This window comes from Cedecea sp. Ae19-4, from assembly GCF_059801165.1.
Genome location: NZ_JBCHWG010000001.1, coordinates 1965888 through 1985195 on the forward strand (window position 1 = coordinate 1965888; position 19308 = coordinate 1985195).

The following is a 19308-nucleotide window of genomic DNA, read 5'->3' on the forward strand; positions in this document are numbered from 1 at the left end:
AAAAAACCCGGCGCTGATTGCCGGGTTTTTTATCTTCGCCATCGCTTAGCGATAAACCTGTGCGGTGCCACTCCACAGGCTGGAGTCGCCCGGCGTGCCCAGGCCAGTAATGTTAATTTTGCTGCCGCCGATTTTCTCGGCCTTTACCTGCAGTCGGTTGATGGCATCATCGGTGCTGCCGGATACGCCACGAATGGACACGACGCCAATTTGCTCCTGTCCTGCCGGGCTGCTGTTAAGCACTTCGGGCAGCGGTGCGGCAAAAGCGGCAGATGCGAAGACGGATGACAGAGCCAGGATGACAGTTGCAGTTATTTTTTTCATTTTTAATTCCCTCTAACATAGATAGTTGTCGGAGAGGATTATTCACCCCAGGGTGTTTTGTAACGTAAGTGGCTGGCAAACGAAGTTAAACAATGTGTACAAAAAGTGAAGGAAAGGTTACGCGACGCATCGCTGGTTACAAAATAAAAAAAGCCCCAGCAATCCGCCGGGGCCTGGTACGAGCAAGCATCATATTGGGCGACATGATGCGCGGTAGAAATCTTTCAGCGCGGCGGGTTTGCGTCCACCAGCGCGTTTTTCATGGCCGCTACTACGTCTGCATCCACGCAGTAGCGATTAAACTCATCGGCTTGTGCATCGGCGCTCATCGACACGCCCGCTTTGCGATAGCGCATTGGAGAAGGCACCGAGTGCCCTGCCGAGCTGTGAAGCTCCTCAATACCGTTGGCAACAAACTTATCGAGGTTGCTCAGACGTACGCCTGCGCCAGCCATAATAATTGGAGCACGGGAATGCTGTTTTAGTTCCCGAAGAAGTGAGATTCCCGTTTCGGCCGTTTGCTGCTGCCCTGAAGTCAGGATCCTTGCTACCCCTAACGCCGCTAGTTGCTCAAACGCCTGCAGCGGATGCTGGCACATATCAAAAGCCCGGTGGAACGTCACGGCCATGCCCTCAGCGGCCTGCATGACCTTCTCCATTCGCGGTAAATCAATATTGCCGTCTACATCAAGCATCCCGATAACAAGCCCGGGGAAACCGAGTTCACGCACAAACGCAATATCTTCAAGCATGGTGGCAAATTCGCCGTCGGTGTAGCAAAAATCACCGCCGCGCGGGCGAATAATCGGGTGCACCGGGATCGATACCTTCTGCCTAACCTGGCGCAGCACGCCAGCGGACGGCGTCAGCCCACCTTCTTTAGGCGCCGAGCAGAGTTCAATTCTGTCCGCGCCGGCCTGTTCTGCAGTAACAGCACAATCTATTCCATAACAGCATATTTCAAGTAAAGCCATTGATTACTCCTGATAAAACCTGCAGTGCGCCGGTTGTGTCCCCGTCACTGAATGATAATCTTAAATGAGGTCCACAAAAAGGTAGCGTACTATGGCATTCAATTTTGATGAATGGATCGACAGGCGTCACAGCGACAGTTCGAAGTGGAATAAATTTGCTGAAAACGTGCTGCCTATGTGGGTTGCTGACATGGATTTTCGCTCCCCGCCCTGCATCCTTGAGGCACTTCAGGCACGCGTCCGACACGGCGTATTTGGCTACGGCAAACGCCCGCATGAACTGATAGATGTCCTGACCGAAAGACTCGCCAGCCGCTATCAGTGGCGCATCAAACCCGAATGGCTGGTCTTTTTGCCTGGCGTTGTTTCCGGCCTGAATCTCTGCGTTCGAGCCTTTACCGCCGCCTCTGAATCGACGATAGCCCCGACGCCGATATACCCGCCGTTTCGTAAAGCATCCGAACTTGCCCGGCGTACGCAGATTAACGCACCGCTCAGGCTCACAGAAAAGCGCTGGACTCTTGAGCTTGAGGCATTAACGGCCGGCATGACCGGCAATGAAAAACTACTGATGCTGTGTAACCCGCAGAACCCTGGCGGCACGGTTTACCGCCGTCGCGAACTAGAGCAGCATCTGGCCTTTGCGCAGCGACACGAGTTAATTGTCTGTTCCGACGAAATCCACTGCGACTTATTGCTTGAGCCCGGCGTAACGCACATCCCCTTCGCGACTTTAAGTGAAGATGCAGCGCAGCGTTCAGTGACGCTACTATCCCCGTCCAAAACCTTTAATATTGCCGGGCTTGGCGCCTCGGTGGCCGTTATTCCCAACCCTGACCTGCGGCGCAAATTCAAAGCCGCGCGGGCAGGCATTGTGCCGGAAGTGGATATTCTTGCCCTGACGGCGGCGGAGGCTGCATGGCGAGACGGCGAGGCGTGGCTGCAGGCGCTGCTGGTTTATCTGCGCGCAAACCGGGATCGGCTGACGCAGGCCGTGAATGCCACGCCGGGTTTAACGATGATATCGCCGGAAGCCACTTATCTCGGCTGGGTTGATGCCAGCGGATTAGGCGTAGAGAGTCCGGCGGCATTCTTTTTCAACGCCGGGCTGGGCTTTTCTCCCGGCATCGATTTTGGCGAGCAACAGTTTGTCCGCATCAACTTTGGCTGTACGGCCGCTGTCCTTGCCGAAGCCCTTAGCCGCCTGCAAACTGCGGTGCAGCAGCGCTAATCAGTCACCCTGTTCGCTGGCGACGATCTGCTCAATGCTCCAGGGGTGGAATTTGATGGTCACTTTACCGTCGGTGACCGCAAGCGTTGGGTTGGGCAATCTTTCGCGTTCGCCTTTCGGGGCGCTGGTTTTCACCGAAATTCCCGTTTCACGCAGCCCGGCGTCAGACAACAAGTCCAGCGCCCGCGCGTTAAGCGTTTCTGGCTCGCCCGGCAGCACAATCTCAATGTGCTCCCAGCCTTCGTGCGGGTAACGTTTTTCCCCGGGCCAGGGCAACTCTACAACCGTAAACCGCCAGTGTTCGACGCACACCGACTCGTCGAGCTTGAATAAGCAGATCGGGCGGCCATTGATAATATTTTCACTCAGCAACGTGCCGCATTTTTCCAGTCCTGTACGCCAGCGTTCGGCGGTCACGTTCTGGTGGCAGCGCAAAGAAATGTGATCGGCATCCAGGGGCGCAATCTCCAGCCCAAGTCGGGTGGCAAGTTCTGTTAACGCTTTTGTAAATCTCGGCAGATCTGCCGAAATATCATGCAGTTCATCTACCGTCTGCCAGTGTGCCATGCCGCCATCCTCTTTTTTAGAAACCGCGTAATCTACCCTGTTCCTGGCAGGCCGCCAACTCCCCGCCAGGGCCAAATGCCGATGAATGGTTATTCATTGCGCCGTTAATAATAATTGCACCGCCCGCTAGCGAGGCTTTTGCTGACGTCGGAGCGTAAATAACGTTATACTCACGCCCTGTTTCTTTCCTCATTTTTAGGCGGCCCTTGACGTGGCGGCCCAGTACAAATTGTAAGGTATCCCGGTGAATATTCAGTCTCTTCTCTCAGAAAAAGTCAGCCAGGCGCTGATTGCTGCAGGTGCGCCAGCGGACTGCGAACCGCAGGTTCGTCAGTCAGCAAAAGTCCAGTTCGGCGACTATCAGGCCAATGGCGTGATGTCCGTTGCTAAAACGCTGGGCATGCCGCCGCGACAGGTTGCAGAGAAGGTCATCGCTAACCTCGATCTGACCGGGATCGCCAGCAAAGTTGAGATTGCCGGCCCTGGCTTTATCAACATTTTCCTCGACCCGGCATTTCTGGCGAAAAACATTGATGAGGCCGTGGCGTCCGATCGCGTTGGCGTGAGCGTGTCTGAACCGCAAACTATCGTCGTCGACTACTCTGCGCCAAACGTTGCCAAAGAAATGCACGTGGGCCACATTCGCTCCACCATCATCGGTGACGCGGCCGTGCGCACCCTGGAGTTCCTTGGCCACAAGGTCATCCGTGCCAACCACGTTGGCGACTGGGGCACTCAGTTCGGCATGCTCATCGCGTTCCTGGAAAAACAGCAGCAGGAAAACGCGGGCGAAATGGCGCTGGCCGACCTGGAAGAGTTTTACCGCGCGGCCAAAAAACACTATGACGAAGACGAAGTTTTTGCCGAGCGCGCCCGTGGTTACGTGGTAAAGCTGCAGGGCGGCGATGAATACTGCCGTGAGATGTGGCGCAAGCTGGTCGACATCACCATGACGCAGAACCAGAAAACCTACGAACGCCTCAACGTGACGTTAACCCGCGATGACGTGATGGGCGAAAGCCTCTACAACCCAATGCTGCCTGGCATTGTGGCGGATCTGAAAGAGAAAGGTCTGGCTGTAGAGAGCGAAGGCGCGACCGTGGTGTTCCTGGACGAGTTCAAGAACAAAGACGGCGACCCGATGGGCGTGATCATCCAGAAGAAAGATGGCGGTTACCTCTACACCACCACCGACATCGCCTGTGCCAAATACCGCTACGAAACCCTGCACGCCGACCGCGTGCTCTACTTCATCGACTCTCGCCAGCACCAGCACCTGATGCAGGCATGGACCATCGTGCGTAAAGCTGGCTACGTGCCGGAGTCCGTCACCCTGGAGCACCAGATGTTCGGCATGATGCTGGGCAAAGACGGCAAGCCGTTCAAAACCCGCTCCGGCGGCACCGTGAAGCTGACCGACCTGCTCGATGAGGCAATGGAACGCGCCCGCGGTCTGGTTGCGGCGAAGAACCCGGATATGCCTGCAGACGACCTGGAAAATCTGGCGAAAGCGGTAGGTATTGGTGCGGTGAAGTACGCCGACCTGTCCAAGAGCCGTACCACCGACTACATCTTCGACTGGGACAACATGCTCGCCTTCGAGGGGAACACCGCGCCGTACATGCAGTATGCCTACACCCGCGTCCTGTCCGTGTTCCGTAAGGCCGACCTCGACGAAGCCGAACTGCTGAAAGCGAAGGTTGTTATTACCGAAGACCGTGAAGCTCAGCTGGCCGCCCGCCTGCTGCAGTTTGAAGAGACGCTGAATGTGGTTGCCCGCGACGGTACGCCGCATGTGATGTGTGCCTATCTGTACGATGTTGCCGGCCTGTTCTCCGGCTTCTACGAGCACTGCCCGATTCTCAGCGCCGCCGATGAAGCGACCCGCAACAGCCGCCTGAAGCTGGCGTTGCTCACCGCGAAAACGCTGAAGCTGGGTCTGGATACGCTGGGTATCAACACCGTAGAACGTATGTAATTCTTCAGCTATACAAACAAAAACCCGGCCACCGTGCCGGGTTTTCTTTTTTTAAGCGACTCAGTAATAGCCGCGCAGATATTCCGTCATACACAGAATGGCCATCGCCTGGCCGTACGGCATAGAAGTCAGCGGTATCTGGCGGTAAAACTCAAGATTACTGCCCATGCCGGTGCCAAACGACGTTTGCAGCAGCTCCCCTTCCGGCGAGATATTAGCCGCAATACCGCGCATCGCCTTTTCTCCGACTGCCGCATAGTCTGCGCTGATGTAGCGCTTTCGCGCCGCCTTGAGAATGCCGTAGGCAAAACCGGCCGTCGCCGAGGCTTCCAGGTAAGAATCGGGGTCATCAAGTAAGGTATGCCAGAGGCCCGTTTCATGCTGGCATTTCGCCAGCGCCTCTATCTGCCGGTTCAGCACCTGCAGCAGATAACGGCGTACCGCGCTGGTTTCAGGCAAATCAAGCAGCTCAAGGAAGTCCGGGATAACAATAGTCAACCAGCTGTTACCCCGTGCCCAACGTGCGTGAGCGAAGTTGTGGCAGCCGTCGTAGCTCCAGCCGTGAAACCACAGCCCGCTCTCCCTGTCCATCAGGTTCTGAACGTGCAGTAAAAACTGGTAGGTCGCCTCCTCCACATACGCTTTGCGCCCAAGCAGCTTGCCGATTTTCGCAAGCGGGAGCACCGTCATCATCAGCGTGTCATCCCACATCTGCCGATGGTTCTCCTCCGCCAGGGTGATGTGCTGCATCCCGCCAAAATCCGTGCGCGGCATCTCATGCATTGCCCATTCGGCCCAGCTTTCAAGCCAGGGCAGATGCGCTGGATTCAGACTTTCTTCATAGCGATACGCCAGCGTCAGAAACGGTGCCATTGTGTTGACGTTTTTGGTGGTCGCCCCTTCGGCAAAACGCGCGGTAAACCAGTCGTCGATGATATCCCGCATCGAGGTATCTCCCGTCTGGCGGTAATACTGCCAGATCCCGTCCAGTCCGATCCCGTGCGTCCATTCCCAGCCGGCCCAGCCCTTGGTATCGATCGTCCTGCCATCATCCAGCCGCAGCAAAAACTCACCGCTTGCATCCTGAATATTGACCAGATTATCGGTCACCTTCTCTATCAGCGCTTTCAGTTCGTCCCTGGCAATAAAACGCTCAGGCTGACGTAACAACGGGCTGTGCTTAACGGGCCAAACCTTCATGATATTAACCTCCATGGTATGTTGAATTCGGTGATGCATCGGTCTGAAGCGTTGACGCAGGCGGCTTATTGCGGTTGAGGTAGCCAATGTTGTTATTGCCCCAAAGGGCTTCGAACGGCATCCCCGCCAGCATTTCTACCGTCGCTCGAGCTTCCGGAGAGCTGGCCTGTGGAATTGCGCTGCCAGACTCACGCATTTTGGCCGTCTCTTCACGCAGCGTACTGTGGGTTTGTAGGTTGAGCCTGAAACGCAGGGAGACAAGGAACCCACAGGTCAGCACCAGCAGCGTGCCCACGCTCAGGATGATCAGAATGGTGTGGCTAACCTCCTCAGGCTGCGTTTTTTGCCCGCTGACAAAGCCAGACATTTGCATCACGATGCCCACCAGCATCACCGCACCTGCCTGCGAAGCTTTACGCGTCAGGGTCATGATCCCGGCAAAAATCCCCTCGCGGCGCTGGCCGGTTATCACCTCATCCACATCGGCAATGTAGGTGTAGGTATTCCAGGGAACATAGTTGATGCCTCCTCGCCCCAGTCCGGCGACGGCTGAAACCAACAGCAGCAGTGCATACACATCGCTAAGCCCCGCATAGTAAAGCAGCGCGTAGGCAAGAGAGCTGATGCCAAACAGCACCACAACCATGCGGTAAGACGGTGCGGGCCCAAAGCGGATGCACAGCGGGATCATCGCTATAACCGCGATAAACTGAAAAATCGCCATGGTGCCGAGCAGATTCGAGGCAAAAGAGACCTCCTGCATCAGTACGAAAACGACGTAGTAAGTGAAGACCGCATTAAAGACATCCTGCGCAATATAGCCGCCAAGATACATGCCCAGATGCTGGCGAAAAATCTTTATCCGCAGCGTAGATCCCAGCTCAACAAACAGGCGGTTGAGGCTTTGCCCGAGGCTTAGCTGCTGCTTCTCCGCTTCCGCCCGAAGCGCGGCTTCCGTCCACGTCTCGCGTGGGCGCTCCCAGGTAAAACACCAGACAAACGTCAGCATCAGCGCGCACAGTACGGAAAACACCAGGCTTGCATAGAAGAAGGAGATGGCGCTGTCTTTACCAAACTGGGTCAACAGTATGCCCGGCAGGAAAGAGGCAAGTATCGCCGACATTTGCGCCATAGAAATCCGCGCGCCCGAAAACTTGGTTTTCTGTTTAAAGTCATCGGTCATTTCCGGCACCAGCGTTTCATACGGCACCAGAATCATGGTGTAGACGACATCAAAGATCAGATAAGTGACCAGGTAGTACCAGAAATCCATGTTGCCTACCCACATCAACGAATAGCTGAATACGCAGGGAATGCCGAGCAGGATAAAGAACTTCCTTCGTCCGAATCGCTTGCCGAGCCGGGTGGAACCGAAGTTATCGGTAAGAAAGCCCATCAATGGGCTGACCAGCGCATCCAGCACCCTGGCCGCGGCAAAAATAAAGGTGGCCTCAATGGGAGAGAGCCCGCAAAACGTGGTGTAAAAATAAAGCAACCATGCCGCCGTAAGCGCCGTGGTCCCTGCCCCTAAAAAGTCGCCTGAGCCATAGGCCAGGTAATTCGTGAATCCAATCTTCCGTGTTCTCATCGCCGTCAGCCCTTATGGTTTTTCGGAGACTCCCTGATGACTGCTCCTCGCTCCGGGAGTAAATACACGGTTAAAGGTAAAAGCATCGCGCCAGTGATACCTCTGCGTTTCTGCCACCGGCAAACGGAAAATGGCAAAAATACAAAGGGACCCCGGGCATGAGTCACTGATTGATAAAACAAAAGGGTTTAACGCGGAAAACGAGAGGTCGGCCAGCGGATGAATCCCGCTGGCCGGTAAGAGAGAGACTTACTGCACGTAGTTAACGATGACCTGATTACTGCGCACCCGCAGCGGCGGGTACATAGAACCGCCGCCCGGTACTTCCCAGACAAAGCGCAACGGCTGATTTGCATCGGTGTTGGTCAGCCCGCGCGTGGTGCCGTTTGCACCCTCAAGCGGGGTGCAATTCGTCGGCGAACAAAGTTTGACAGTCAGCCCCGCAGGCGTCGGGCCATCCAGCACGTAGGTCCAGGCTATCAGCGTCATTCTGCCGCTGACGGGCTGCATCGGTTTCAACGGCCGGGACGAGGCCGTTACGCCCCGGTTACTGAGAGTCACGCCAATCCCGCTGTCCTGCCAGGAGCCCTCACCTAACGCCAGGGCACCAAACGGCACCAGCAGCATCAAAAGTAATGCTTTCATTCTTTATTTCGCTCCGATAGTTGCCGTCATGCGGATATTGCGGTTGTCGGACAGCTCCAGGCTCGAGAGCACAACCAGCTGCGGCAGCGTTCTGCGTAAGAAGCGCGCCAGCAGCGGACGCAGGGCATGGTTCACCAACAGCACCGGTGGTGCACCCAGCATTTCCTGGCGCTGCAACGCATCCTGAGTCTGTTCCAGCAGGCGATCCGCCAGCCCCGGCTCAAGGCCGCCCCCGCCCTGCAGCGCCTGCAGCAGCAGACGCTCAAGAGACGCATCCAGGCCGATAACCTGCACTTCACCGGTGCCAGGGAACCATTGCTGGGTGATAGCCCTGCCCAGCGCCACGCGAACCACGGCGGTGAGCTCATGCGGATCGCTCTGAATAGGCGCATGCTCCGCCAGCGTTTCCAGAATGGTTCGCATATCGCGGATCGGCACTTTCTCTTCAAGCAGGTTTTGCAGCACTTTATGCAGCGTGGTCAGCGTCACCACCGCCGGGATAAGATCTTCCGTCAGCTTAGGCATTTCCTGCGTCACGCGGTCAAGCAGCTGCTGCGCTTCCTGGCGGCCAAACAGCTCTGGCGCAAACTGTCCGATAAGGTGGTTCAGGTGCGTTGCAACCACGGTACTCGCTTCAACCACGGTGAAGCCCTGAATTTGCGCCTGCTCTTTCAGCGCGCTCTCAATCCAGATGGCGGCCAGGCCAAAGGCCGGATCAATGGTCGCCTCGCCCGGTAACGTCCCTGCAGCGGTGCCGGGGTTAATCGCCAGCCAGCGGCCTGGGTAGGCATCCCCGCTGCCAATTTCTACGCCCTTCATCAAAATACGGTAGCGCGCGGGCGGCAGATCCATATTGTCGCGAATATGCACCACCGGCGGCAGGAATCCCATCTCCTGGGCGAATTTTTTACGAATACTGCGAATACGGCCCAGCAGCTCGCCGTCCTGCTGGAAATCCACCATCGGAATCAGACGATAACCCACTTCCATGCCCAGCGGATCTTCCAGCTGCACGTCATTCCAGGTCGCTTCCACGGCCTGATTATTTTCCGGCATCTTCACCGGCTGAGGTGCTTCCGGCTCGGCCATCTGGCGGCCACGCATCCACCAGGCCAGGCCCAGCAGTGCGGCGGTAAACAGCAGGAACACAAAGTTCGGCATACCCGGCACCATCCCGAGCAGCCCCAGCACGCCAGCGGCCAACAGCATCACGCGCGGGTTGTTGAACAGCTGGGTCACCATCTGTTCACCGACATCCTGATCGGTCGCCACGCGGGTAACAATCACGCCCGCAGCGGTGGAAATCACCAGCGCCGGGATCTGGGCGACCAGGCCGTCACCGATGGTCAACAGCGTATAGCTCTGTGCCGCCGCTCCCATCGCCATATCGTGCTGGATAACCCCGACCATCAGGCCGCCCACCACGTTAATCACCATGATGATAAGCCCGGCCACGGCGTCGCCGCGCACGAACTTACTCGCCCCGTCCATTGAACCGTAAAAGTCAGCTTCCTGGGTCACTTCAGAACGGCGTTTTTTCGCTTCCTCTTCACCAATGATCCCGGCGTTCAGATCGGCATCGATAGCCATCTGTTTCCCCGGCATCCCGTCCAGCACAAAACGTGCCCCGACTTCGGCGATACGTCCCGCACCCTTGGTGATAACCATAAAGTTGATGATAACGAGGATGATAAACACCACGATACCGATGGCGAAGTTGCCGCCCACCAGGAAGTGGCCGAAGGCTTCAACCACTTTACCCGCTGCCGCCGCACCGGTATGCCCTTCCAGCAGGATGATACGGGTAGAAGCCACGTTTAGCGCGAGGCGCAGCAAAGTGGTAAACAGCAGAATGGTCGGAAACGCCGCGAAGTCCAGCGTGCGCTGGGTGAACATCGCCACCAGCAGCACCATGATCGACAGCGCGATGTTAAAGGTAAACAGCAGGTCGAGGACAAACGGCGGCAGCGGCAGCACCATCATCGACAGAATCAGCAGGATCAATACCGGTCCCGCAAGAATTTGCCATTGCCCAGATTTCATGTTGCCCGGCAGGCGCAACATCGCAGCCAGATTAGCCATCGGAGTCCTTCTCGTTTGCAAAGTCCAGCGCCTCAGGCACCGGCAGATTTTCAGGTTTCTTCGGAATTAAGCCGCCCGCCACGCGCCAGCGGCGCAGCTGCCAGACCCAGGCCAGCACTTCCGCCACGGCAGAATAAAGCTGGCCGGGGATCTGCTGCCCAATTTCCGCATGTCGGTACAGCGCACGCGCCAGCGGGGGGGCTTCCAGCATCGGGATGCGGTTTTCATTGCCAATTTCTTTAATGCGCTGAGCGATCAGTCCGGCACCTTTCGCCAGGACTTTAGGGGCGCTCATTTTGTTTTCGTCGTACTGCAAAGCCACCGCATAGTGGGTCGGGTTGGTCACGATAACGTCAGCTTTTGGCACATCGGCCATCATGCGGCGGCGCGCAATCGCTCTTTGCTGCTGGCGAATACGCCCTTTAATGTGCGGGTCGCCCTCGTTCTGTTTGTACTCGTCACGAATATCCTGGCGAGTCATGCGTAACTTTTTAATGTGGCTGTAAATCTGGAAGAAGACGTCAAATCCCACCATCGGGATAAGGCCCAGAATCACCAGCAGGGCGCAAAGCGCCACCATGTTGAGCGCGCTGGCAAGGGCAGTAACCGGGGACTCACTCATCAGGCGCATCATCGCCGGCCAGTTGTGCCACAAATACCAGGCAGCCACGCAGCCCACCAGCACCGCTTTCAGCAGCGCCTTGAGTAACTCCGCTGCCGTCTGCATAGAAAACATGCGCTTAATGCCGGCAATCGGGTTGAGCTTGCCGAGATTAAACTTGATCGACTTGGCGCTAAAGTTCACGCCCCCCAGCAGCATCGGCGCGGCTATCGCGACAATAACCAGGCCGGAGATCAGCGGCAGCAGCGCCATCACGGCAAGCTTAATCAAATGGCTGATCTGATTCACAATCAGGCTGGGGTCGTTGATGATTTTGTGGTCGAAGTGCAGGCCATCAGACAGCATGGCGCCGAGCATCTTGCCCAGCGACGCCCCGCCCATCCAGATAATGCACAGCCCTACCAATAACATCAGCAGGGAAGTCAGTTCACGGGAACGCGGGATCTGCCCCTCTTCACGCGCCTTTTCAAGTCGGTGGGCCGTGGGGGCTTCTGTTTTTTCCTGATCGCTATCTTCAGACACCGCAACAATCTCGTGGCCGCATTTTCAAGGACAGCATGCCAGAGCACGGTTGGGCTAATAGAGGAATTACAAACGTTTTTGTACGTTTATTTTGACGTTAACGGGCGGCCTCCCCCACGCACGCGAGAGCGGCCGCCGCTATTTTAAAAGCCTAAGCTGTCCAGCAAATCATCAACCTGATCCTGACTTGCCACCACGCCGGCGGCGGAAGCATCAAGCTGCGGGCCGTTCAGCAAGCCTTCGTTCACGCGCTTGGCGCGAGCGTCCGGCTCCGGCATGTTTTCCAGCAGCACCATCAACAGCTGGCGCTCGATCTCCTGGATAACGTCCATCATACGCTTGATAACCTGGCCAGTGAGGTCCTGGAAATCCTGCGCCATCATGATTTCCAACAGCTGGGCGTTGGTGAAGCTGGTGTGCTCCGGGACGCCTGACAGGTAGCTGCGGGTGTCAGTCACCAGTTCGCGCGCATCTTTCAGCTCGATCGGATTTTCAAACCATGCATCCCAGCGGCCGCTCAGCGCTTTCGCTTCGCTTTCCAGCTGGTTCTGGTGAGGCTGAGACAGCTCCACGCAGTTCAGGGCGCGCTCGGCGGCCTGCGCGGTCATCTGCACGACATAGTCCAGGCGATCGCGGGCATCAGGAATAGCTTCAGCCGCTTCAGCAATGGCCTGGTCGAGCCCCAGCTCACGCAGGCTGTCGCGCAGCATGCGGGTCAGGCTGCCGATACGTGCAATGATATCGGTTGGTGAATGCTCGTGTATCTCTGTTGCCGGGTTTGTTGATGAGTGCATTTGCGCCTCCTTACATGCCGAGCTTTTCGAAAATTTTGCCCAGTTTCTCTTCCAGTGTTGCCGCAGTGAATGGCTTAACGACGTAGCCGCTTGCCCCGGCCTGTGCGGCTGCAATGATGTTTTCTTTTTTGGCTTCTGCCGTAACCATCAGCACCGGCATCGCTGACATCGCGCCGTCGGCACGAATGGTTTTCAGCAGCTCCAGACCGTCCATGTTCGGCATGTTCCAGTCGGAAATCACAAAGCCGAAACCACCGGCCTGCAGTTTGTTCAGCGCGTCTACGCCGTCTTCCGCTTCTTCAACGTTATTAAAACCCAGCTCTTTAAGCAGGTTACGCACGATGCGGCGCATGGTTGAAAAGTCGTCTACGACCAGAAACTTGAGTTCTTTGTCCGCCATAAAATCCGGGCTCCTTCAGTTAAATACGTATTGCCTGTCCGGCACTAATTTTCGCCAGCATCTGCTGGCTAACCTGGCTTAAATCGACCACTTCGCTGACGCCACCGGAATTGATGGCCTCACGCGGCATGCCGAACACCACACAACTTGCTTCGTTTTGGGCGATGGTCCACGCCCCTGCCTGGTGCATCGCCAGCATCCCGGCGGCACCGTCATTACCCATCCCGGTGAGGATCACGCCCACGGCGTTACGCCCCGCGTGTTTCGCCACCGAATGGAACAGCACATCCACGGCCGGGCGATGCCGGTTCACGGGTGGGCCGTCATGTAATTTGATTTGATAGTTTGCGCCGCTGCGCGCCAGCTCCATGTGCTTATCACCCGGGGCGATATAGGCATGGCCCGGCAGTACGCGCTCGCCGTCTTCGGCCTCTTTAACGCTGATCTGGCACAGCTTGTTCAGCCGCTCGGCAAACGAACGGGTGAAACCCGGCGGCATATGCTGGGTAATCAACAGCGCCGGGCTGGAAAGCGGCAGCGGCTGCAGCACATGGCGAATCGCTTCGGTGCCGCCGGTTGAAGCCCCAATGGCAATCAACTTTTCCGAGCTAAGCAGCGGCCCGGCCTTCAGCGTCGCAGGCACGGCGGCTGGCGCATGTGCGGCAATCTTAGCCCTGGCGGCGGTTCTCACCTTTTCAGCAATCATTTCGCTGTAGGCCAGCATCCCTTCGCGAATGCCCAACTGCGGCTTGGTCACGAAGTCGATAGCCCCCAGCTCCAGCGCGCGCAGCGTCACTTCCGACCCTTTGCCGGTCAGCGAAGACACCATCACCACCGGCATGGGCCGCAGGCGCATCAGCTTCTCCAGGAAGTCGAGGCCGTCCATTCGCGGCATTTCGACATCCAGCGTTAACACATCCGGATTGAACTTTTTAATCAGATCGCGCGCCACCAGTGGGTCCGGGGCGGTAGCAACCATTTCCATATCGCTATGACTGTTGATAATTTCCGTCATTATCTGCCGCATCAGCGCAGAGTCATCGACCGATAAGACACGTATTTTCGTCATGTTCTTTCCTTACTCAGGCCATAGACCGTCTGACCACGCAGCCAGAAGTCACGGCTGAGGTTACTGAAGTTCTCCGAATGCCCGGCAAACAGCAGCCCGCCGGGTTTCAGCAGCGGAACAAAGCGCTGCAAAATCGCCTGCTGTGTAGGTTTATCAAAATAAATCATCACATTGCGGCAAAAAATGGCGTCAAATGGCCCCGGTACCGGTGCCTGCTTGTCCAGCAGGTTGATCGGCGCAAAATCAATATGATTCGACAGTTCACTGCGCACCCGGACCAGCCCCTCATGCGGCCCCGTGCCGCGCATGAAATAGCGCTGCATCTGTACCGGCGAAAGCGTTTTCAGCTCTTCCTGGCGATAAACGCCGCTCTGGGCTTTCTCCAGCACCTGGGTGTCGATATCGCTGGCAAAAACCTTCCAGCGTCCCGCACCGCCCCCCAGCACATCCGCCAGGGTAATGGCGATGGAATAGGGCTCTTCGCCGGTCGAAGCCGCCGCGCTCCAGACTTTATAGTCCCCGCTGCGTTTGCGAGCGTGCTCCGCAAGGATAGGGAAATGGTGTCCTTCGCGAAAAAAAGCGGTCAGGTTAGTGGTCAGCGAGTTGATAAACGCCTGCCATTCGGCGCTGCTGGAGTTGGCTTCCAGCATGCCTAAGTAGCGGCCAAAATCATCCAGACCCAGCAGACGCAGGCGGCGAACCAGACGGTTATAAACCATGTCCCGTTTATGGTCGGCCAGCACGATACCCGCGCGCTGATAGATCAACTGGCATATCCGACGAAAATGCGCGTCGGACAGCGGCAGACGCTGTGTCATCTGTAGCATTAATGACTGTTGCCCGGTGGGCGTCGATGATGTCATAGCGCCTTCTTTATTCCCTTCAAGATGTTACCCATTCTCCGGTCGCGGCGAATTCACTGGCTGCGGGCTCAGCGTCGGCACCGCTCAGGTGAAATACCGCCACCACGCCGGAAAGATATTCAGCCTGCCCCGCCAGCGCATCGGTGGCGCTGGCGGCTTCTTCAACCAGCGCGGCGTTTTGCTGCGTGACCTGATCCATCTGGCTGACCGCCTGAGCGACTTGCTCAATCCCACGGCGCTGCTCATCTGACGCCGAGGCAATTTCGCCCATAATGTCGTTCACCTGGGTGACCGAACGGACAATTTCAGCCATCGTTGTCGCCGCCGTATCGACCAGCTTCGATCCCTGCTGCACGCGGTCAACGGACTCTTCAATTAATACTTTGATCTCTTTGGCCGCCTGCGCGCTGCGGCTGGCCAGGTTACGAACTTCCCCGGCAACCACCGCAAAACCACGCCCCTGCTCCCCGGCACGCGCCGCTTCTACCGCCGCGTTCAGCGCGAGGATATTGGTCTGGAACGCAATGCCGTCGATCACGCTGGTAATGTCGCTAATTTTCTGCGAACTGCCCGCGATGTCGCGCATGGTGTTTGCCACGTTTGCTGCCTGCTGCCCGCCCTGCTTCGCGGTATCAGCCGCGCTGCGGGAAAGCTGTGCCGCCTGGCGAGCGTTATCGGCGTTCTGCCCGACTGTAGCCGTGAGCTGCTCCATGCTGGCCGCCGTTTCTGCCAGGGAAGCCGCCTGCTGCTCGGTTCGAGCCGACAGGTCGCTGTTGCCTGCGGTAATCTCACCGATACCGGCGTGCATGGAGCGGGTGCCGCTGCGCACCTGGCTGACCGTCTCTTTTAACGCCGTCTGCATATTTTTCAGGCTGGCGAATATCTCCGAGATCTCATTGCGCCCGAAGACCGAAATTGGCTTCGCCAGGTCCCCGGCGGCAATGCTGTCAAAGTGGCTACGGACAATCGCCAGCGGCTGCACAATCATCTTGCGCGACCAGGCCAGGGAGCCGAGCAACAGCACCACGGCGATGATCGTCACCACGGTGAAAATCACCGCGGAGATATGGTAGTTTTTCTGGCTGTCGCCGCTCGCGGTTTGCACAATCTGATTAATGCTCTGCTGCCAGGCATTGAAGTTCGCATCAAAAACGCCCTGCGACTTCTGTACCGGCGCGGTCATAAAGTCGGAAAGCTGGTTGTTCTCAAGCCACGTTGCCTGATGCTGGAGATCGTCTCTGAACGCCGTATAGCTCTCTTTCGTCGAGGCCAGCATTGTCTCAGCCTCGCCCTCTTTCGGCGGGATCTCGAGGAACTGGTTAAACAGCATATCCGCCTGCTTCAGGCTGCTGCGGGCATCCGCCATCAGGCGTTTGATATCGTCCGGTGGATAGCTGAGTGCGGTCAGCGTACCCGCCCGGTTTAAGGCATTGCTGGCCTGCAGTAACGCGGCCCGGCTTTGGGTTAACGCATCGCGCTGCTGATTGCTAACCTCGACCCTTTTCAGGTTCTGGAAATCGTCACGAAAAGCCCAAAAAGACAAGCCATTACTGCCAATCTGCAAAACGCCGCAGACAATCAAAATCAGGAAAAGCGTGGTCGAGATCCGGATACGGTTTAACATCAAAGCTTCCCTCTGCCGGCCAGCAGGCCGGTATTCATCTGATCAGAAAGTTTCCCAGTTATCGTCATCCCCGGCCCGGGCCGGAGTACGCGGGGCATGAACCACAGGGCTTTGCGCTACCGGCGCGGCCGCTGCAGGTTTTTTACTACCCGCATTCCCTTGCAAACGGAACGTCGCGACAGACTGAGTCAGGCGGCTGGCCTGCTCCTCCAGCGCGGCGGCCGCGGCAGCAGACTCTTCCACCAGCGAGGCGTTCTGCTGTGTCACTCTGTCCATCTCAGACACGGCCAGGGCGACCTGGTCGATACCCCGGCTTTGCTCGTCAGAGGCGGAGGCGATTTCCCCCATGATGTCCGTGACCCGCGTCACCGCGTTCACGATGTCGCTCATGGTTTCCCCTGCGCTTTCCACCAGCACGGATCCCGTGTCCACGCGCGAAACGGAATCTTCAATCAGCAATTTAATTTCTTTTGCCGCCTGGGCGCTGCGGCTGGCTAAGTTACGTACTTCCCCGGCGACAACCGCGAAGCCACGTCCTTGTTCACCCGCACGCGCGGCTTCTACCGCCGCATTCAGCGCCAGGATGTTGGTCTGGAAGGCAATCCCGTCAATCACGCTAATGATGTCGGCAATTTTCCTGGAGGAACCCGCGATGTCATGCATGGTTTTCACCACGCCATCGACAACCTTGCCGCCGCGCTGCGCGGTTTCGGACGCATTCAGCGCCAGCTGAGAGGCCTGACGTGCGTTTTCGGCGTTCTGCTTCACGGTGGCGGTGAGCTGCTCCATGCTGGCGGCGGTTTCTTCCAGGGACGCCGCCTGTTGCTCGGTGCGGGATGAAAGATCGTTATTGCCTGCGGCAATTTCGGTGGTGCCGCTGTAAATGGCATCCGACCCTTCGCGCACGCTGCTGACGGTGGTAATCAGTTCCTGCTGCATGTGCTGCACGCTGGAGGCTAGCTGGGTCAGCTCGTTTTTCCCTTCAACGTTTTTTTTTTTCCGTCAGGTTACCGGCCGCAATCTCGCGGATATGCCCGATCACCACGTTCAGCGGCTTAAGCAGTATCTGACGCATCCCGACCCAGACCAGCAGAATGACTGCGGCCAGCGCCAGGGCTAAAATGCCAAGCTGCCAGATGGCGAAGGTGTAGCCGTCGCGGCTGTCGACGTACGAGGCTTCGTACATGCGATCGTTCAGCGCCAGATAGCCGTCGTAGGCTTTTTCCAGCGCATTCTGCATACCCTGGGTCGACTGACCGAAATAGGCATCCATGTTGCCGCTTTCCAGGTAGCCAATCAGCTCCGCCAGCGCCTGATGGTAGGTCTGGTAATCACCGTCGATATCTTTCACCACGGTGTTCATTTCGGCTGAAATGGGCGCAACCTGTTTAAAGTTGTTGTAGTGCTGCTCGGCGCTGGCGAGGGATTTCTTCGCATTGTTCAGCAGATCGGTTTTGGCTGCGCTCTGGCTATTGGCCGGATCCATCATCATGCGCGCGGCAGAGCGGCTAAGGTTAATGCGCGTGTGCAACATCAGGATCCATGCCTGATTTAATTCGGCCTGCTGCACCCGCAGTTCGCGGGAGACTTTGAAGTTATCATTGTTGTTTTTTAACGAATTAAAGAACATTCCACCGGAAATGATTTGCAGCAGCGCGAACACCACCAGCACCATCATCAGCATGGTGACAACGCGAATACGCTTTAACATAGGACGCCCTTTTAACGACTTGTTCCCGAGGTTATCGGCACCGTCAGCGGGAACTTTACGTTAAGTCACAGGGAAATTAACCGGTTGCGCCATGGCAACCGGCTATCTGTCAGCAAGAGGAACGATCAATAGGTTACGGTAATGGTCACCGTGTCGGCATAGTTGTCTGGCGTGTAATTGGTGCTCGGAATAGTGACATAGACCTGGTATTGCTGCGCTCCCCCGTTACCGGTGCTGGACGGCATGTTCAGCGACGTGTTGCCCCACACCGCCCCGGATGTTCCGGTGGCTTGTCTTAGTTGATAAGGCACCTGATCGGTATTACTTCCCGTGCCTGACAGCACCCCGGTGCCGCCCGTGTTGCCGTTCGATGGCGTCAGGCCCACGGTGTAAACCGTGCCGGTGGTGCAGGCAATGCCGATGGTGTTATTCGACGCCACATTGCTTTGCATAGCCGCCACCGGCCCGAAGCTAACGTTATTGGCGTAGCTGACGTTGCACTGCTTGCCCACGGTCGCCACCACGTTGAAGGGAAAGTTTGCGACCACGCTGGTGCCACAGCTGGAGGGGGGGGCCAGCAGGCCGGTATTCATTGTGACGGTAGTCATGCCGCTGGTGTAAGTATCCTGATACCCGCCTTGCGCGGCGGATATTTGCGGCAGCGTCATTTGGGCGTAGACCGTCAGGCTGCCGGTGACGGGCGTCAGGTTAAGTAAATTGAGCGGCACCATCGGGTAGGTCGTTCCCGACTGAAACTGGCTCCCCCACGCCCCCCCGCTTAACGTTCCCTGATAAAGCTCATAGGACAGCGTACTGGCAGGCGGACCGGCAAAAGACATTTTGTGATTCCCAACGCCGGCCCCGTCAATATTAAAGCAGAGCGTCACCCCGGCCAGCAGATCGCCCAGTTGTTTGGAACAGCTGTAATCGAAGGTCATTGAAGTGTTGGGCGTGCCTGTCGCCAGCGGGTTGATGGTGCCAAAGTTAACGGTTTGCACGTTGCTAACCGAGCATACAACCGCATGGCTAATCCCGGGGGACAGCAAGAGCACCGCCAGCAGCAGTAATTGTTTTAATCTCATGCGGGTCACTCCTGTCTCAAAAGTCCACGCGT

Annotated in this window: 16 protein-coding genes and 1 pseudogene; 2 read left to right on the top strand and 15 right to left on the bottom strand. The window is 57.1% G+C overall.

Annotated elements, in window-relative coordinates:
• Positions 1-45 precede the first annotated feature (45 nt).
• Complete coding sequence (locus AAIE02_RS09310) at positions 46-324, bottom strand: YdgH/BhsA/McbA family protein (RefSeq protein ID WP_008453915.1); 279 nt, start codon at positions 322-324, stop codon at positions 46-48.
• A gap of 224 nt (positions 325-548) precedes the next feature.
• Positions 549-1298 carry a copper homeostasis protein CutC gene (gene cutC / locus AAIE02_RS09315; RefSeq protein WP_498532416.1) on the bottom strand — a complete coding sequence of 250 codons (750 nt, stop codon included), beginning with the start codon at positions 1296-1298 and terminating at the stop codon, positions 549-551.
• A gap of 91 nt (positions 1299-1389) precedes the next feature.
• On the opposite strand from cutC, the gene AAIE02_RS09320 reads away from it, so the two are divergent.
• Entirely contained in the window at positions 1390-2529 is a 1140-nt protein-coding gene (locus AAIE02_RS09320) for a MalY/PatB family protein (protein ID WP_498532417.1), read from the top strand.
• Here the strand turns inward: AAIE02_RS09320 and AAIE02_RS09325 are convergent, their stop codons facing one another.
• Positions 2530-3096, bottom strand: a complete 567-nt coding sequence (locus AAIE02_RS09325; RefSeq protein WP_498532418.1) for a VOC family protein — start codon at positions 3094-3096, stop codon at positions 2530-2532. It lies immediately after the preceding gene.
• A 244-nt stretch (positions 3097-3340) separates the two neighbouring features.
• Between AAIE02_RS09325 and argS the strand changes: the two genes are divergently transcribed.
• Entirely contained in the window at positions 3341-5074 is a 1734-nt protein-coding gene (gene argS, locus AAIE02_RS09330; RefSeq protein ID WP_498532419.1) for an arginine--tRNA ligase, read from the top strand.
• A gap of 60 nt (positions 5075-5134) precedes the next feature.
• On the opposite strand, the gene bglB is transcribed toward argS, so the two are convergent.
• The 12 genes and pseudogenes from bglB to AAIE02_RS09390 all read right to left on the bottom strand — a co-directional run bounded on the left by bglB (position 5135) and on the right by AAIE02_RS09390 (position 19276).
• Positions 5135-6274, bottom strand: coding sequence for a beta-galactosidase BglB (bglB, locus tag AAIE02_RS09335; protein WP_498532420.1), 1140 nt, complete (start codon positions 6272-6274; stop codon positions 5135-5137).
• Positions 6275-6278: 4 nt separating this feature from the next.
• The gene (locus tag AAIE02_RS09340) at positions 6279-7862 is read right to left on the bottom strand and encodes an MFS transporter (protein ID WP_166991591.1); all 1584 of its coding nucleotides are present in this window, start codon (positions 7860-7862) and stop codon (positions 6279-6281) included.
• A 249-nt stretch (positions 7863-8111) separates the two neighbouring features.
• A complete protein-coding gene (gene flhE / locus AAIE02_RS09345; RefSeq protein ID WP_166991587.1) occupies positions 8112-8507 on the bottom strand; it encodes a flagellar protein FlhE in 396 nt (131 codons plus the stop codon).
• Positions 8508-8510: 3 nt separating this feature from the next.
• A complete protein-coding gene (flhA, locus tag AAIE02_RS09350; protein ID WP_008453903.1) occupies positions 8511-10589 on the bottom strand; it encodes a flagellar biosynthesis protein FlhA in 2079 nt (692 codons plus the stop codon).
• Entirely contained in the window at positions 10582-11733 is a 1152-nt protein-coding gene (flhB, locus tag AAIE02_RS09355) for a flagellar biosynthesis protein FlhB (protein WP_008453902.1), read from the bottom strand. Before flhB ends, flhA begins: the two co-directional genes overlap by 8 nt.
• A gap of 143 nt (positions 11734-11876) precedes the next feature.
• Positions 11877-12527, bottom strand: coding sequence for a protein phosphatase CheZ (gene cheZ, locus AAIE02_RS09360; RefSeq protein ID WP_008453901.1), 651 nt, complete (start codon positions 12525-12527; stop codon positions 11877-11879).
• A gap of 10 nt (positions 12528-12537) precedes the next feature.
• Entirely contained in the window at positions 12538-12927 is a 390-nt protein-coding gene (gene cheY, locus AAIE02_RS09365) for a chemotaxis response regulator CheY (protein WP_008453900.1), read from the bottom strand.
• A 19-nt stretch (positions 12928-12946) separates the two neighbouring features.
• Positions 12947-13996 carry a protein-glutamate methylesterase/protein-glutamine glutaminase gene (locus tag AAIE02_RS09370; protein ID WP_039294605.1) on the bottom strand — a complete coding sequence of 350 codons (1050 nt, stop codon included), beginning with the start codon at positions 13994-13996 and terminating at the stop codon, positions 12947-12949.
• Positions 13993-14859, bottom strand: a complete 867-nt coding sequence (gene cheR / locus AAIE02_RS09375) for a protein-glutamate O-methyltransferase CheR (protein WP_008453898.1) — start codon at positions 14857-14859, stop codon at positions 13993-13995. The genes AAIE02_RS09370 and cheR overlap by 4 nt, the downstream gene beginning before the upstream one ends.
• A 19-nt stretch (positions 14860-14878) precedes the next feature.
• A complete protein-coding gene (locus AAIE02_RS09380) occupies positions 14879-16483 on the bottom strand; it encodes a methyl-accepting chemotaxis protein (RefSeq protein WP_498532421.1) in 1605 nt (534 codons plus the stop codon).
• Between the two features lie 42 nt (positions 16484-16525).
• Positions 16526-18194, bottom strand: a pseudogene (tar, locus tag AAIE02_RS09385) (methyl-accepting chemotaxis protein II).
• Positions 18195-18319: 125 nt separating this feature from the next.
• Complete coding sequence (locus AAIE02_RS09390; RefSeq protein WP_166991581.1) at positions 18320-19276, bottom strand: spore coat protein U domain-containing protein; 957 nt, start codon at positions 19274-19276, stop codon at positions 18320-18322.
• Positions 19277-19308: the final 32 nt, after the last annotated feature.

Coding starts and splice junctions, on each gene's coding strand:
- AAIE02_RS09325 (WP_498532418.1), bottom strand. CDS start 3,096: ATGGCACACTGGCAGACGGTAGATGAACTGCATGATATTTCGGCAGAT.
- AAIE02_RS09390 (WP_166991581.1), bottom strand. CDS start 19,276: ATGAGATTAAAACAATTACTGCTGCTGGCGGTGCTCTTGCTGTCCCCC.
- AAIE02_RS09320 (WP_498532417.1), top strand. CDS start 1,390: ATGGCATTCAATTTTGATGAATGGATCGACAGGCGTCACAGCGACAGT.
- cutC (WP_498532416.1), bottom strand. CDS start 1,298: ATGGCTTTACTTGAAATATGCTGTTATGGAATAGATTGTGCTGTTACT.
- AAIE02_RS09370 (WP_039294605.1), bottom strand. CDS start 13,996: ATGACGAAAATACGTGTCTTATCGGTCGATGACTCTGCGCTGATGCGG.
- cheZ (WP_008453901.1), bottom strand. CDS start 12,527: ATGCACTCATCAACAAACCCGGCAACAGAGATACACGAGCATTCACCA.
- AAIE02_RS09310 (WP_008453915.1), bottom strand. CDS start 324: ATGAAAAAAATAACTGCAACTGTCATCCTGGCTCTGTCATCCGTCTTC.
- cheR (WP_008453898.1), bottom strand. CDS start 14,859: ATGACATCATCGACGCCCACCGGGCAACAGTCATTAATGCTACAGATG.
- AAIE02_RS09380 (WP_498532421.1), bottom strand. CDS start 16,483: ATGTTAAACCGTATCCGGATCTCGACCACGCTTTTCCTGATTTTGATT.
- bglB (WP_498532420.1), bottom strand. CDS start 6,274: ATGAAGGTTTGGCCCGTTAAGCACAGCCCGTTGTTACGTCAGCCTGAG.
- AAIE02_RS09340 (WP_166991591.1), bottom strand. CDS start 7,862: ATGAGAACACGGAAGATTGGATTCACGAATTACCTGGCCTATGGCTCA.
- flhE (WP_166991587.1), bottom strand. CDS start 8,507: ATGAAAGCATTACTTTTGATGCTGCTGGTGCCGTTTGGTGCCCTGGCG.
- flhA (WP_008453903.1), bottom strand. CDS start 10,589: ATGGCTAATCTGGCTGCGATGTTGCGCCTGCCGGGCAACATGAAATCT.
- cheY (WP_008453900.1), bottom strand. CDS start 12,927: ATGGCGGACAAAGAACTCAAGTTTCTGGTCGTAGACGACTTTTCAACC.